Here is a 15,295-nt window from a genome sequence, read left to right as displayed (position 1 = left end):
AAATGTGCTAAGTTGGCGTATGCTCCGTCTTTCCTTCCTGCTCAGCGGCCTGCTGCTACTGGCCGCCTGCCAGCCCGAACAGCCCGTCAGAACCGTTGCCGACTGCGACCAAACGCCAAACGCCGCCTACACCGTCCGCCACCCGGCCTGGGCCGATTCAGCCAGTATTTATGAGGTCAATATCCGGCAATACACCCCCGAAGGCACTTTCCGGGCCTTTGAGGCCCATTTGCCGCGCCTGCAGAAAATGGGCGTGGGCATTCTGTGGCTGATGCCGGTGCAGCCCATTGGGCAGCTTAACCGCAAAGGCACGCTCGGCAGCCAATACTCCATCCAGGACTACCGGGCCGTGAACCCGGAATTCGGGACCATGGACGATTTGCGCCACCTGATTCAGGAGGCCCACAAGCTGGGGATGCACGTCATTCTGGACTGGGTGGCCAACCATACCAGCTGGGACAGCCAGCTCAGCCAGCAGCATCCGGAGTGGTTCACGCGCAGCAAAGCCGGCGGTTTCCAGCCGCCCGTTTCCGACTGGCAGGACGTCATCGACCTCGACTACAGCAAGCCCGAGCTGCGCCGATACATGCAGGAAAGTATGGCGTTCTGGCTGCGGGAGGCTGATTTCGACGGTTTCCGCTGCGACGTGGCCGGCCTCGTGCCCACCGACTTCTGGAACGACACGCGCCGGGAGCTGGAAAAGGTGAAGCCCGTGTTTATGCTGGCCGAGTGGGACGAGCTGTTTCCGCCGACCTTCCTCCGGCCCGAGCAGTTCAGCCCCGATACCAAGCTGCTGGAAAAAGCCTTCGATATGGCCTACGCGCTGCGCCTGCACGGCCTCATGGACAGCCTGGCCACCGGCAAAGCGCCTACTGCCGACCTCGACAAGTACCGTCTGGCCGAGACCCAGCGCTACCCCGGCTCGGTGTATCTGATGAATTTCACGTCCTCGCATGACGTGAACAGCTGGGACGGCACCGAGTATGAGCGACTGGGCAAAAACGCGCTGCCACTGGCCGTGCTGGCTGCTATGCTGCCCGGCATGCCCATGGTGTACAGCGGCCAGGAAGCGGCCCTCAAAAAGCGCCTCCGCTTCTTCGACAAAGACACGATTCCGTGGAACGACTACCCGCTGCAGGACTTCTACACCAAGCTGCTGCAGCTGAAAAAGCGCCACCCGGCCCTACTCAACGGGGATGCCTGCGCCGAGTTTGAGACCCTGCCCGCCAGCAGCAGTCCGGAAGTTTACAGCTTCGTGCGCCGCCGCGACGATAAGGCCGTGCTGACGGTGATTAACCTGGGCCGACAGCCGCACCAGCTGGTGCTGCGCACGCTGGAGCCGGGCAATTTCCGGGAGCTGTTCAGCGGGCAGATCCTGAAGCTGGGTGCCAGCTCGAAGGTGTTGCTGCCCGCCCACAGCTACCGCGTGTACGAGCAGATAGCGCCGCCGCCCCGCAAAGGCCTGTGGTAAAGAGCGTGGCCGTAGCACTGTCAGCCGAAGACTTTGGCAGAAAAAGAACGTCATTCCGGGCGCCGCCGAGGAATCTCGCTAGTGTGGTAAACACTAGTGTGGTAAACAATAGCACCACAACCTAAGCCCGCGAGATTCCTCGGCGGCGGATACGCCCATTGGCTTGATGCGCCACTTGCTCGGAATGACGTACTGGCTGCGTTTTTCTTCCGTCACTGACCACCTCTCCCCAACGCCGGGCTTTGCCGTACACTCCTGCGTTTCCGTCTTTCACCAAGCCCGCCTCCGTGTCCGATTCCGCTGCTCACGCCGATGCCCATTTGTTCCAGGTCCGCCACCCGGAATGGGCCGCCAATGCCACCATCTACGAGGTAAATCTGCGCAATTACACGCCGGAGGGCACCTTTCGGGCCTTTGAGGCGCATCTGCCGCGGCTGGCGGCCATGGGCATCAGCATCGTGTGGCTGATGCCGATTCACCCGATTGGGGAAGTGGAGCGCAAGGGCAGCCTGGGTAGCCAGTACGCCGTGCAGGACTATTTCGGGGTGAATCAGGAGTTTGGGACACTCGCCGACCTGCGCCACCTCGTGCAAGCGGCCCACGCGCTGGGCCTCCGCGTGCTGCTCGACTGGGTAGCCAACCACACCAGCTGGGACAATGCCCTGGTGCAGCAGCACCCCGACTGGTACCAGCACGATGCCGCCGGCCGCCTGGTGCCGCCTGTACCCGACTGGACCGATGTGGTGGCCTTCGACTACAGCCAGCCCGCGCTGCGCCGCTATATGAACGATGCTCTGCTGTACTGGGTGCGCGAAGCCGACATCGACGGGTACCGCTGCGACGTGGCCGGCCTCGTGCCCACCGATTTCTGGGAGGAAGCCCGACTGGAGCTGGATGCGGTGAAGCCTCTGTTTATGCTGGCCGAATGGGACGAGCTGTACCCCAGCGGCGGCCTGAGCTGGGAGGAGTTTAACTCCGATACGAAGCTGCTGGAAAAGGCCTTCAACATGACCTTCGGGCTGCGCCTGCACTACCTCCTCGACCATATTGCCGAGGAAAAGCAGCCCCTCCGCGACATCGATGTGTATCTGGCCGCCGAGCGGGCCAAATATCCGCCGTCGGTGTACCTGATGCACTTCACCAGCAACCACGACGTGAACAGCTGGGACGGCACCGAATACGAACGGCTGGGCCCACTGGCGCTGCCCTTCGCCGTGCTGACGGTGCTGCTGCCCGGCATGCCGCTGGTGTACACGGGCCAGGAAGCGGCCCTGAACCGGCGGCTGGCCTTCTTCGACCGGGACCCGATTGACTGGCAGGACTATCCGCTGCAGGATTTCTACACGCGGCTGCTGCAGCTCAAGCGCCGCCACCCGGCCCTGCGCAACGGCGACGCAGCCAGCCGTTTCCAGCGCCTGCCCAGTTCCAATCAAGACCTCTACGGTTTCCTGCGCCACAAAGAAGGCGCCGCAGTACTCTGCGTCATCAATACCGCCGCCACACCCCAGATGCTGCCGCTGCCACCCGAGGCAGCCGGCTCCTGGCACGACGTTTTCGGCGACACGCCGCTAGCCATTCGGGAGGGCGACCAGCTACCCGTGCCGGCGCACGGCTGGCGCGTGCTGGAACGGGTGTACATACAGTCAACTTCCAGCACGGTGTAGAGACGTAATATGTTGCGTCTCGTCGCTAAACGGCCGGAACCGTGTCGTTGGGTCAAACAACATCAGCAACGCCGAGACGCAAGATATTGTGCCTCTACAGTACCTTATTCACAACGCGCTACTTCCGGCCCGCGCCGTACAGCACCTGCCCGTTGCGGATGCCGGTGTGGCGGCCGTCGCGCACCGTGAGGCGGCCGTTCACCAGCACGTACTTCATGCCCACGGAATATTGGTGCGGCTGCTCGAAGGTGGAGCGGTCCTGCACGGTAGTAGGGTCGAACACCACAATGTCGGCGGCGAGGCCGGGGCGCAGCAGGCCGCGGTCTGTAAAGCCGAAGGTTTGGGCGGGCAGGCTGGTCATGCGGCGGATGGCTTCTTCCAGCGTGATGATGTGCAGCTCGCGCACGTAGCGGCCCAGCACGCGGGCATTGGAGCCGTAGCCGCGCGGATGTGGCACGCCCTCCTGCCACACCCGGATGCTGGCGTCGGAAGCCACCATGTTCTGCGGGTAGCGCATGATGTTCTGCACATCGTCTTCGCTCATGCCGTGGAACACCATGCCCGCATCATATTGCAGCACCAGGTCCAGCACGGTGGCGGCTTCGGCGCGGGCAGTGTGCGGGCGGCGGCGCAGGCGGTTTATTTCCTCGATGCTGCGGCCGTTGTAGCTCGTATCGGGCGGAAAGCTGGCCACTACGGCGTAGCTGAAGTGCTTGAGCTTGCGGCGCTTCAGGCGCGCCAGCATACTGATTTCTACGGCTTTGCGCACCGCCGGGCGGGCCAACCGGGCGCGCAGCGAGTCGCGCCCGTCGGCCTGCACGGCGTCCGGGAGCAGGGTGCTGAGCGAGGTGGAGCTGGCCGTGTAGGGATACTGGTCGATGGTGACTTGCTGGCCGGCGCGGCGGGCATCCTCAATCAGGCGTAGCAGCGCAGCAGTGCGGCCCCAGTTCTGCTGGCCGCCCAGCTTGAGGTGCGAAATCTGGACCGGCAGCCCCGCTTCCTGGCCCACTTTCAGCGCCTCCTGAATGGCAAAGGTCACGCTGTCGGACTCGTTGCGCATGTGGGTGGCGTAAAGGCCGTGGTAGCGCCCCGCCACCCGTGCCAGCCGCACCAGCTCGGGCGTGCGGGAATAGGTGCCGGGCACGTAAATCAGCCCCGACGACAAGCCCACCGCGCCGGCCCGCATAGCACTGTCCACCAACGCTTCCATGCGCTGCAGTTCCACTTCCGAAGGCACGCGCCGGGCCCGGCCCATCACCGCCTTGCGTACCGTGCCGTGCCCCACCAGCGAGGCCACGTTCACCGACAAATGGGTGCTGTCCAGCATATGAAAATAGCGCCGCAAATCGGGGCGTGAGGAGCCGCAGTTGCCCGTCACAACCGTCGTGACGCCGTCATAGATGAAATTATCGGCGGTAGGCTGGCGCACTTCGTCGTCTTCGATGTGCGTGTGCACGTCGATAAAGCCCGGCGCCACGGCCAGTCCCTGCGCATCCAGCACGGTATCAGCCGGATAAGTAGCCGGCAAGCGGCCCACGGCCACAATACGGCCCGCCCGGATTGCCACGTCGCCCAGTGTCCAGGTGTTGCCTGTGCCGTCGTAGAGGCGGCCGTTGCGGATAAGAATATCTGCCCGCTGGGTTTGCGCCCAAGTTGTTTGGGTGAGCAGAAGCAGCAGAACCAGGAATGCGTAGCGGGTCATAAACGAATGTAGCGCAAACGGGCATAGCGGCTGAGCCGTCTGTGGGCTGCTACAGCCACCGCAGCTCCTTCAGAATGGATTCTGTAATGGCGCGGCGGGCTCCCATAAACTGGTTGTTGGCAGCCCGCCCGCCCTTCGGCTCGATATTCAGAGCAAACAGCGCGGTGCGGCCATCGGCGCGCGTTATCCAGCCAACCAGCCAGCCATTATCAGGGTTGGTAGCTGACCGAAAACGCCAGCCTGTTTTGCCATAGAGGGTGTATTCGGATGTTTTCTTGAGGATCAGCAGTTGCTTCACGGCCCGCTGATGCCGGGCGGCTACAGGTAGCGTTTCGGCGTGCAGGCGGCGCAGAAAATCCACCTGCTCAAATTGTGAAATGCGCGAATTCCCATCGAGCCAGAAAGTATCGAGGGTGGCGGGAGCCACGGCCATGCGGCCGTAGCGCAGCTTCGGGAGCCACGCCCGGTATTGCTCCACCCCGATGCGGCGCGCCAGCTGCTGGTAACACGGCACGCACGACACGCGCAGCGCCCGGCCGTAGCTCATATCCTGGTTCCACTGCGGAAATTCACGCGTCACCCCGTCCCATTTGCACAGGGTGGCGGTGTCGGGGAGGGCGCCGGTTTGCAGGCCGATGAGCGTGTTGGGAATCTTAAACGTGGAGGCGGGCAGAAACCCCTGGCGGCACCGCGCCAGGTTGTAGGCCACCACTTGGCCAGTGGGCGCTTCCACCAGCAAAAACGAGCCCTGCACATTGTACTGGTCGAAATACGGCTGGAAATTGCGCTCCACAATTTTGTGAGCCGGTGGCGTGGCTGCGGTCAGTAGCAGGCAAACCAAGCTCAGCAGCAAACGAAAACACGACATTTGGCAGATGGATAGATGTGGCAGCGAAGATAACCTAACCGAAAGCCGACCGGTTTAACACCACACTAGTTCCTGAACCAACACCCTCTACGTATGCAACACCGTGAACTGGGCCGCTCCGGCCTGAACCTCGCCCCACTCGTGCTGGGCGGCAACGTATTCGGCTGGACGGCCGATGAAACTGCTTCGTTCCGCGTCCTCGATGCCTTTGTAGCCGGCGGCGGCAACGCCATTGATACGGCCAACGTGTACTCGGCCTGGGCGCCGGGCCATAAGGGCGGCGAGTCAGAAGCGGTGCTGGGCAAGTGGCTGAAGCAGCGCGGCCGCCGCGACGACGTGCTCATCCTGACCAAAGTGGGCATGGAAATGGGCGACGGCAGTAAGGGCCTGGCCAAAGCCTACATCCGCCGCTCCGTCGAAGCCTCGCTCCGTCGCCTGCAAACCGACTACATCGACCTGTACCAGAGCCACCAGGACGACGAAACACTGCCCGTAACCGAGCCGCTGGAAGCCTACGCCGAGCTGATCAAGGAAGGTAAAGTGCGCGCTATCGGGGCCTCCAATTACTCAGCCAGCCGGCTGCGGGAGGCCCTGGAAGCCAGTGAGCAGCACGGCCTGCCCCGCTACGAAAGCCTGCAGCCCGAGTACAACCTCTACAACCGCGCCGACTTCGAAAAGGAGCTGCAGCCGCTGATTCTGGACAAAGGTCTGGGCGTGATTCCCTACTTCGGGCTGGCCTCGGGCTTCCTGACCGGCAAGTACCGCACCGAAGCCGACCTGAGCAAGAGCATCCGTGGCAGCAGCATCGGCCCCAAATACCTCAACGACCGGGGCCGCCGCATTCTGGCCGCCCTTGATGCCGTAGTAGCCCGCCACGCCGGCAGCACGCCGGCTCAAGTGGCCCTGGCCTGGATAGTGGCCCAGCCCGGCCTCACGGCGCCCATTGCCAGCAGCACCACGCCCGAGCAGGTGCAGGAGCTGCTGGGAGCCGCTACGCTAGCCCTGAGTGCGGAAGAGGTATCCATGCTGAACCAGGCCAGCGCCTGACCGGCTCGGCTTTCCCAGCCAGGCCGCGCCTCTGCAGGCACCTGTGGGGGCGCGGCCTGGCTGTTTAGTTCGTTCGAGGCCGCAGCTTGCTGGCTGCGCTTCGGCTTCCTTTAGCACTTCTTTTTATGCTGCCCGGCTTGCTTCACGTCCATCACATTGCCATCATCTGCTCCGACTATGCGGCATCCAAGCACTTCTACACCGAGGTGCTGGGCCTGCAGATTGTGCGCGAGGTATACCGGGCCGAGCGGCAGTCGTACAAGCTGGATCTGGCCCTGAACGGGCAGTACCTTATTGAGCTGTTTTCCTTCCCGGCCCCACCGCCTCGCCCCAGCCGGCCCGAAGCCGCCGGCCTGCGCCACCTGGCCTTTGCCGTGGCCGACCTGGATGCGGCCGTGGCGCGCCTTGAGGCGCTGGGAGTCACTTACGAGCCCATCCGGGTAGATGAGTTTACGGGCCGCCGCTTCACGTTTTTCTTCGACCCCGACCAGTTGCCGCTGGAACTCTACGAGGTGCCTGGGCCGCTTTAGCAGCCCTGTGGCGCGGGCATTACTGTTCGCTGCCCCGTGTGGCCAGCACTGCAGGTAGTGCCCAAAAGCAGGCGGATAAAGCACTTGCACCAGCAGGCACTGCAATCCAGCGAAGCTGGCTCTGGGGTGGGCGCACAGAGCTTGCAGAACCTCTACCAGCAGCCTGGCTGTACGGCAGATACCCGGAAAAGCGCCGCTACCATCAGGCCCCAGAATGTCCTTCCGCGGCAGCTGTGCTACTTTCGCCTGTTTCCCCTGTCACTGCCGCCGCCCATGACCATTCGCCTGGCCACGCCTCAAGACCTCCCCGAGCTATACCGCCTCTGGCGCCTGCTTATGGACCAGCACCGGGCGTACCACCCTGTTTTTGGCTACCATCCTGAGGCCGATTTCAAGCTCAAACGGGTGCTGCGCGAGCGGCTCGCGGAGCCATATACCCGCATTTTTGTGGCTGATGCCGGGCCCGACGGGCTGGTAGGATTGCTGCTGGCCACCTACCAGGTAGGCACCAGCGCTATGCACTTTTTCCGGCGCGGCTACATTGCCGAAACCATTGTGGAAGTGCCCTACCGCCGCCGGGGCCTGGGCCGGGCGCTGTTCAGCGCGGCCAAAACCTGGCTGCTGGCAGAAGGCGCCGACCATCTGGAGCTGCAGGTGGCGCTGCAGAATCCGGCGGCGCTTCACTTCTGGCAGGCGCAGGGGTTTGCCGTTACCACGCACCACCTTGTGCGGCCCCTGACCGATGGCAACTCCCTGAACTAAGCGCCCCTGCCAACGGAAAGATCAGCCGCTACGTTAGCAGAGGAATATACTTTCCTTCGTAGCTGGTTTTATGCTTTTTGCCGCCGCTGTTCAGCCCTTTGATTGGCACCGAATTCTGCTTTCCGATGATATTCCGCCGCTGTTTCTACTGGAAATAGTCCTGCGTTGCGTTCTTACTTACCTGCTGATTCTGGGCGCGCTGCGCGTAACGGGCAGGCGCGGAGTGCGGCAGCTTTCCATCTTCGAGCTCAGCATTATTCTGGCCCTGGGCTCGGCCGCCGGCGACGCCATGTTCTACGAGGACGTGCCGCTGCTGCACGTGGCGGTGGTGTTCGTGGTGGTTCCGGTGGTGTATCTGCTGTTCAACTGGTTTACCGAGAAGTGGCCCTGGTTCAGCGACTGGCTGGAGGGGGCGCCCGTGCTGCTCGTCGACCAGGGCGAGATTCAGATCCGCAACTTCCAAAACCAGAATCTGACCCAGAAAGAGCTGTTCGGAGAACTGCGCCAACGCCAAATCGAACATCTGGGCCAAGTGCGCCGCGCATATATTGAGGCTACCGGCGACATCAGCGTGTATTTCTTCGAGGACGAGGAGACGCGGCCGGGTATGCCCATCTGGCCGGAACGGTTGGAAAAAAGCCTGCGGCGGGCTGAAAAAGCCGGTGCCTACGCCTGCGCCTGCTGCGGCCACGTGCAGGAGCTGGCCCGGGGCAATCCGGCACAATGCACTAGCTGCCAGAACGATGCCTGGCTGGAGGCGTGCGAGGCAAAGCGGATAGCTTAAAGCACGGTGCTACAAACAACAGCAAATTTCCCACAATAGGAATATGTTCTCAAAATGTGAATATATAGGTTCAGGAGCTTAGTTTTGGGCTCATGCTGAGTCTTCTGTTCACACTCCTATTCCTCTATTGATGGGTTCATTCTACTCCTCTGGCCGGACGTTGCGCCGGCTCACAGCTCTTGCGGCAGGTCTATTGCTGGGCAACGCCCTGCCCGGTTTCGTGCTGAATGCGCGGGCACAATGCGGCACCTGTAGTAAAACAGCGGTTGCAGGCACCAACGTAACGCTTAATGCGGGCGAAACCTTCTGTATCACTACGGGCACGACGTACAGCGGCTAACATCAACATTGCGGGCTCCGGAACGACCATCTGCAACAGCGGCACCGTAAGCGGCGGCTACAACATCACCGCCAACGGCTTTCCGGTCACGATTATCAACAGCGGCACCTGGGCAAGCAGTGTAGTGGTAGTAAATGCAACTATCACCAACAGTGGCAACCGGACGGGCACGCAGCTTTCGGTTACTGGCACGGCCGCCGTCACGAACAGCGGCACTTGGGGAGCAACCATCGAAAATGCGCCGGGCGTAACGGCCACCATCGGCAGCACCGGCGTCTGGAATGCCACCAAAATATCATCGACCGGCACCGTGACGGTGAGCAACAACGGCTCCTGGACGGCTAATCTGGAAAACAGCGGCACCATCAACGGGCCCGTGGATGGCCGCCGCGCCTACGTGCAGGCCCAGACCACTACCACCAACTTGGGCTTTTTCGCCCAATCGGGCCTGCTTGACTTCTGCGACAAGTCACCTACCAACACCGTGCATGACGGCGGATTTGATACGGCCGGCGGCTCCATCGTGGGCGCTAATGTCACGTACTGCTCCCGCTCCGTGGCCGCGCCGCTGCCCGTTACGCTGCCCGTTACGCTGACCAGTTTCCGGGCCACGCTCGAAGGTGGGGCAGTGCAGGTGCGCTGGGCTACCGCAAGCGAAGTACGCAACGCCGGTTTCCGCGTGGAGCGCAGCCTCGACAACCACACCTGGGAGCAGCGGGCCTTTGTGGCCAGCAAACCCTCCTCCGGCGGCCCCACCAGCTACCAGTGGACCGATGCAGCGGCCAGCCCCAAAGCCGCTTACTACCGCCTGGTGCAGCAGGATACCGATGGCAAGCTCACCTTCGCGCCCGCCGTGTATGTGCCGGCCGCCAGCGCCCCCGCGCTGGCCCTGCTGCCCAATCCGGCCCGCGGGCAGGTGCAGCTAGCCACCACCGACACCCACGCTGAGCGGCTGCTTTTCAACGGGCAGGGCCAGCTGGTGCGCCGGCTGCCGGCCGGCACCACGTTGCTGAGCCTTGCAGGCCTGCCCGCCGGGCTGTACCTGGTGCGCGTCGGGGCGGCCACTGAGCGGCTGCTGGTAGAGTAGCACCAGCACTTATTAAGGAAGCCGGCTGGTAGTGTGTGAGCCGGCCGCAACGCCTTGCTGCACCCTGCCAGCCGGCTTTCTCCGGATTTCTGCCGCATAAGACGAGCGTTTTGACCAGCCAACCCGCAATTCCGCCCGATATTGCCGGCACTATGCCCGAACCAACACAGCCGCTGCCCTACCTCATCATCGACTTCGACAGTACGTTTACGCAGGTGGAAGGCCTCGACGAGCTGGCCGACGTGGCCCTGGCGGGCCAGCCGAACCGGGAGGAGGTGGTTGGCGCCATTCGGGCCCTGACAGACCGGGGCATGAGCGGCGAGCTGAACTTTTCGGAGTCCCTGAAGCAGCGGCTGGCGCTGCTGCCGGCCCGGCGCGAGCATCTGGCGCCGCTGGTGGAGCGGCTGAAAGGCAAGGTTTCGGAGAGCATTGTGCGCAACCGGGCCTTTTTTGAGCGGTTTCCGGGGCGGGTGTACATTGTGAGCAGCGGCTTCCGCGAGTTTATTGAGCCGGTGGTAGCCGAGTTTGGCATTGCCGCCGACCACGTGCTGGCCAACACCTTCACCTTCGACGCCGAGGGCCGCATTACGGGCTTCGACCCGGAAAATGTGCTCAGCCGCGACGGAGGCAAAATCGAGCAGCTGCGCCAGCTTGATCTGGCCGGCGACGTGTACGTGCTCGGCGACGGCTACACCGATTACCAGATTCGGGAAGCCGGGCTGGCCAACCGCTTCTACGCCTTCACCGAAAACGTAACCCGCGACGCCGTGGTGGCCCGCGCCGATGAAGTGCTGCCTTCCTTCGACGAATTTCTGTACCAGAACAAGCTTCCGATGACGCTCAGCTACCCCAAAAACCGCATCAAAGTCCTGCTCCTCGAAAACCCCGACCCGCGCGCCGCCGAGCTGTTCCGGCAGGAAGGCTACCAGGTAGACACCGTGCCCGGCGGCCTCGACGAAGACGAGCTGGTGCAGCAGATTGAGGGCGTCAGCATTCTGGGCATCCGGAGCAAAACGCAGGTAACGCCCCGCGTGCTGGAAGCCGCCAACCGCCTGATTGCGGTGGGCGCGTTCTGCATCGGCACCAACCAGATTGACCTTACGGGCTGCATGCAGAAGGGCGTGGCCGTGTTCAACGCCCCGTTCAGCAACACCCGCTCGGTGGTGGAGCTGGCCCTGGGCGAAATCATCACGCTGGCGCGCCGCATCCCCGAAAAGAGCAACAGCATGCACGCGGGCGAGTGGGACAAGTCGGCGAAGGGCGCGTTTGAAATCCGGGGTAAGAAGCTGGGTATCATCGGCTACGGCAACATTGGCTCCCAGCTTTCGGTAGTAGCGGAGGCCGTGGGCATGCAGGTGCTCTACTACGATGTGGCCGAAAAGCTGCAGCTCGGCAACGCCACCAAGTGCCGCACGCTGCCGGAGCTGCTCCAGCAGGCCGACATCGTGACGCTGCACGTGGATGGGCGCGCCGCCAACACCAATCTGATTGGGGCCGCCGAATTAGCTATGATGAAGCCGGGCGCTATCCTGCTCAACAACAGCCGCGGCCACATTGTGGATGTGCCGGCGCTGGCCGCCGTGCTCCGCTCCGGCCACCTGGGCGGGGCTGCCGTGGATGTGTTTCCGTACGAGCCCAAAACCAACCAGGAAAGCTTCGAGAGCGAGCTGCGCGGCCTGCCCAACGTGCTGCTTACGCCCCACATCGGGGGCAGCACGGCGGAGGCGCAGCGCAACATTGCCGAGTTTGTGCCGGAGCGCATTATGCAGTACGTAAATACCGGCAACACGCAGCAGAGCGTCAATTTCCCCAACATTCAGCTGCCGGAGCAGCAGGCCCACCGCCTCATCCACATTCACCACAACGTGCCCGGCGTGCTGGCCCGCATCAACAACGTGCTGGCCGAGCGCCACGTCAACATCCTGGGCCAGTACCTGAAAACCAACGAGCACATCGGCTACGTCATCACCGACATCGACAAGGAATACGACCCCGAAGTCATCAGCGAGCTGAAGCAGGTAGAGCACACGATTAAATTCCGGGTGTTGTACTAGGACACTGGCTTTTCTGCTCAGACGCGGCTACTCATCCCACCCTACATCCCCCTTATACCGCTCAAACCGAATGCGGCCGAAGTCGCGGGGTGTTTCTACGTGAGTGGTTGCGCTGTCAGGGTTGGCGGCATGAAAACTGTCGCCGCCGGCCCGGTGCAGGTACCAGTGGTGGTCGGTGGGGTCGTATTTGAACGTGATGATGTGCGTCCAGCGCCATGCGCTGCCGCCGTAGTGCTCCACCGAAAAATAGCCGTTTTTGATGGTCAGGCCCTGGTACGGGTCCCCCATCATGCCGCCACAGTCGCTGCACATCACGGTGCGGTCGTTGCGGGCGGCCAGGGCGTACTGGCCCTGGGCGTTGGCGGTGAGCAGCAGCAGAGGCCGGCGGGATTCATTGCCCTGGGCATCGGCCGTAATGCTGTCCAGCACCAGCAGCTTGTCGGGGTAGGCGTCGCGGTTCAGGTCGCCGGTTTCCATGTCGAGCAGGCGGTAGCCGGTAGGCACAAACTGCCGCGCCAGCGCCGCCGAGTCGGGCGCCGCAACGGAAGTAGCGGGCTGGGTAGCCAAGGCCGTATCTGTTGCAACGGGCGTGGCACTAGCGGCTTGTGCTTCTGCCCCTGCTTCCGGGTTCGATTGGCAGGCCGGTACACACAGCAGGCTTAACGCGGCGCTCAGCGCCCTGGCAGCGGAGGGAAAGGTGAAAGACACTTAATGGATTGTCTAAAGTAAAGTCTGACGAAAAAACCCGGAACAAGCTAAAAAACCGTGGTTTTTTCGACTTTAACCCGCAGCCAGGCGGGCCGGGGCGGGCTGGCCGAAATGCGCGTGCAGCACCTGGTTGATTTTGTCGCGGGTGAGGGGCTTGGTGAGGTAGCCCGCAACGGGCTGGCCGTGCAGCTGCTCCAGGTCCTTGGGGTTTAGAGTAGTGGTGAGCATGATAATGATGGCCCCGGGGTGGCGGGTGGGCTGCCGGGCGTAGGCCTGCAGAAACTCAACGCCGCTCATGCGGGGCATCTTCATATCCAGCAGAATCAGGACCGGGCAGGCAGATGCGGTAGGCTGCGCACAATGTGTCTGCAGCAGCTCCAGCGCCTGGTGGCCGTCGGTGGCTACCAGCACGGCGTCGCTGACGGCCATGCGCCGCAGCAGGGCTTGGTTGAGAAAGTTGGTCGTGTCGTCGTCGTCGACCAGCAGAATACAGGGCAGATACGCCATAGGGCACTACGTAAGAGAAGCCGGCACAGGAGCGGCATGCCGGCTCTCATGGGGCAGAAAAACGGTGAACGTGGTATCGGTCCCGAACTGGCTGAGCACCTCCACGCGCCCCCCGGCGTTTTCGACCATGCGCTTGACCATGTAGAGCCCGATACCGGTGCCTTCCACGTGGTTGTAGAAACGCTGAAACATGGTAAACAGGCGGGGCAGGTGGGCCGGGTCGACGCCCAGTCCGTTGTCGTGCACCTCCAGCACGGTATGGTCGTCGCGCACTTGGGCGCGCAGGGCAATGCGGGAAGGGCGCTCGGGGTGGCGGTACTTGATGGCGTTGGAGAGCAGGTTGTAGATGATGCTGCGCAGGTTCTTCTCGGAAAACTGCACGGCCGGTACCGCCACGTCTACTTCCAGCCGGGTGCCGGCGGCCTGCAGCTGGGGCAGCAGGTCCTGCCGGACATCCTCAACCACGGCGGCCAGATTCACGGCCGTGGCGGCGGGCGCATGTTCCTTCTGCAGCTTCGATACCTCCGTGAGGTGCTCAATGGTGCGCTTGAAGCGCTCCACCGCCTCGAGCATACGCGTCAGGATAGGCTCTACCGCCTCATCCCGGGCCACCGTGGCGGGCAGCTCCTCCTGCAGCAGATACAGCAGGCCCTCAATGTTGGAAATCGGGGCTTTGAGGTCGTGGCTGGCCGTGTAGATGAAGTTGTCCAGGTCCACGTTGGTGCGGGTCAGGCCCGCGTTGGCCGCCTGCAGCTCCCGGGTACGCTCCTGCACCCGCGCTTCCAGCTCTTGGTTGAGCTGCTGCAGGTGGAGGCGGGCTGCTACCTGATCCGTAACGTCCACCACCAGATCGAAGATGCCGAGCAGGGCCCCCGCGGCGTCGTACACAGGCTGGTACACGAAGTTGAAGTAGTGCGTTTCGAGCCGGCCATTCTGCCGCAGCTGGGCCGGCACTTCGGTGCCGTGGTGCGGCTGGCCGGTGCGGGCCACCTCGTCGAGCAGCTCGGTAAAGCCTTGTCCCATCAACTCCGGCACTACCTCCAGCAGCGGGCGGTTGAGTACCTCGGCAGCCGGACGGTCCCACATGGTGCAAATCCGCCCGTTGGCCAGAGTGATGACGTGTTCCGGCCCCTGAAACAGGCAAATGCCCGCCGGCGCCTGGGTAACTACCGTCTGCAGCAGGGCCCGCTCCCGCTCGGCCACCGCCCGCAGGTCCCGCTCACGGGCCTGGGCCTCGCGCAGGGCAATTTCCACGGGCGAGCGGGGCTGGTCGGCGGTATCGGTGAAGCTCACCCACAGCCCGTCGCCGGCGCGGCGGGCAGCCAGGCGGTAGTAGTTGTCGTAGCCGTCGGCCTGGTAGTTGATGTTGTACTCGCGCGGCTCGCCCGACTCGTAGGCCTCCACGTGAAACTGAAACGTGCCGTGCTCCTTGCTGTGCGGCCACTGCCCCATGTGGCTGAGAGTGGGAATCTCGGGCATGCGCATCATGCGCTGGGCCGCGGGGTTGAGGTACTCAAACGTGAAATCGAGTATTTCCCCCGAGCCGTCGGGGCTGTATTGCGGCGAGTAGAGAATGATGCCGGTGAGCGACACTTCCAGCAACTCGCGCAGCAAAACGGAATCGGGGGCCAGAGCAGCGGCTGCGGCAGAAAGCATAGGCAAACGTAAAGGAGAATGGCAACCTGGCCGCGCCGCTTTCGCCACGCGCCTCTTGCGGCCAGAAGATAGAGGAAACAAACGGGCTGCCCCCCGGCGGGGTTGCCGCTGCCGG

Annotated in this window: 13 protein-coding genes; 8 read left to right on the top strand and 5 right to left on the bottom strand. The window is 63.1% G+C overall.

What is annotated here, in order from left to right; translation table 11 throughout:
* The first annotated feature begins 19 nt into the window (after positions 1–19).
* Positions 20–1,471, top strand: a complete 1,452-nt coding sequence (locus tag BUE15_RS09330; RefSeq protein WP_073283629.1) for an alpha-amylase family glycosyl hydrolase — start codon at positions 20–22, stop codon at positions 1,469–1,471.
* 287 nt (positions 1,472–1,758) lie between these two features.
* Complete coding sequence (locus BUE15_RS09325; protein WP_073283799.1) at positions 1,759–3,135, top strand: alpha-amylase family glycosyl hydrolase; 1,377 nt, start codon at positions 1,759–1,761, stop codon at positions 3,133–3,135.
* A gap of 118 nt (positions 3,136–3,253) precedes the next feature.
* Here BUE15_RS09325 and BUE15_RS09320 read toward each other — a convergent pair whose 3' ends face one another.
* The gene (locus BUE15_RS09320; protein ID WP_073283626.1) at positions 3,254–4,837 is read right to left on the bottom strand and encodes an N-acyl-D-amino-acid deacylase family protein; all 1,584 of its coding nucleotides are present in this window, start codon (positions 4,835–4,837) and stop codon (positions 3,254–3,256) included.
* Positions 4,838–4,886: 49 nt separating this feature from the next.
* Positions 4,887–5,705 (bottom strand): class D beta-lactamase, encoded by an 819-nt coding sequence (blaOXA, locus tag BUE15_RS09315; RefSeq protein WP_084548940.1) that lies wholly within the window; start codon positions 5,703–5,705, stop codon positions 4,887–4,889.
* Positions 5,706–5,798: 93 nt separating this feature from the next.
* Between blaOXA and BUE15_RS09310 the strand changes: the two genes are divergently transcribed.
* From BUE15_RS09310 to serA, 6 genes are all read left to right on the top strand, one after another.
* Entirely contained in the window at positions 5,799–6,752 is a 954-nt protein-coding gene (locus BUE15_RS09310; RefSeq protein WP_073283621.1) for an aldo/keto reductase, read from the top strand.
* 125 nt (positions 6,753–6,877) lie between these two features.
* Positions 6,878–7,282 carry an SMU1112c/YaeR family gloxylase I-like metalloprotein gene (gloA2, locus tag BUE15_RS09305; protein WP_073283618.1) on the top strand — a complete coding sequence of 135 codons (405 nt, stop codon included), beginning with the start codon at positions 6,878–6,880 and terminating at the stop codon, positions 7,280–7,282.
* Between the two features lie 273 nt (positions 7,283–7,555).
* Positions 7,556–8,044 (top strand): GNAT family N-acetyltransferase, encoded by a 489-nt coding sequence (locus BUE15_RS09300; RefSeq protein ID WP_139252196.1) that lies wholly within the window; start codon positions 7,556–7,558, stop codon positions 8,042–8,044.
* 70 nt (positions 8,045–8,114) lie between these two features.
* Positions 8,115–8,828: a DUF421 domain-containing protein gene (locus BUE15_RS09295; protein WP_073283612.1), complete on the top strand. Its 714-nt coding sequence runs from the start codon at positions 8,115–8,117 to the stop codon at positions 8,826–8,828.
* Between the two features lie 290 nt (positions 8,829–9,118).
* On the top strand, positions 9,119–10,255 hold the full coding sequence (locus tag BUE15_RS09290) for a hypothetical protein (RefSeq protein ID WP_073283610.1): 1,137 nt from the start codon (positions 9,119–9,121) through the stop codon (positions 10,253–10,255).
* A gap of 152 nt (positions 10,256–10,407) precedes the next feature.
* Positions 10,408–12,309, top strand: coding sequence for a phosphoglycerate dehydrogenase (serA, locus tag BUE15_RS09285; RefSeq protein WP_073283797.1), 1,902 nt, complete (start codon positions 10,408–10,410; stop codon positions 12,307–12,309).
* A gap of 27 nt (positions 12,310–12,336) precedes the next feature.
* On the opposite strand, the gene BUE15_RS09280 is transcribed toward serA, so the two are convergent.
* The 3 genes from BUE15_RS09280 to BUE15_RS09270 all read right to left on the bottom strand — a co-directional run bounded on the left by BUE15_RS09280 (position 12,337) and on the right by BUE15_RS09270 (position 15,180).
* Entirely contained in the window at positions 12,337–12,876 is a 540-nt protein-coding gene (locus BUE15_RS09280) for a hypothetical protein (RefSeq protein WP_073283607.1), read from the bottom strand.
* 213 nt (positions 12,877–13,089) lie between these two features.
* Positions 13,090–13,524, bottom strand: coding sequence for a response regulator (locus BUE15_RS09275; protein WP_073283604.1), 435 nt, complete (start codon positions 13,522–13,524; stop codon positions 13,090–13,092).
* 6 nt (positions 13,525–13,530) lie between these two features.
* Complete coding sequence (locus tag BUE15_RS09270; RefSeq protein ID WP_073283601.1) at positions 13,531–15,180, bottom strand: sensor histidine kinase; 1,650 nt, start codon at positions 15,178–15,180, stop codon at positions 13,531–13,533.
* Positions 15,181–15,295 lie beyond the last annotated feature (115 nt).

Source organism: Hymenobacter psychrotolerans DSM 18569 (genome assembly GCF_900142395.1).
Classification (GTDB): domain Bacteria; phylum Bacteroidota; class Bacteroidia; order Cytophagales; family Hymenobacteraceae; genus Hymenobacter; species Hymenobacter psychrotolerans.
The sequence above is the reverse complement of the archived record's forward strand: the minus strand, read 5'-3'. Positions and strand labels throughout refer to the sequence as shown.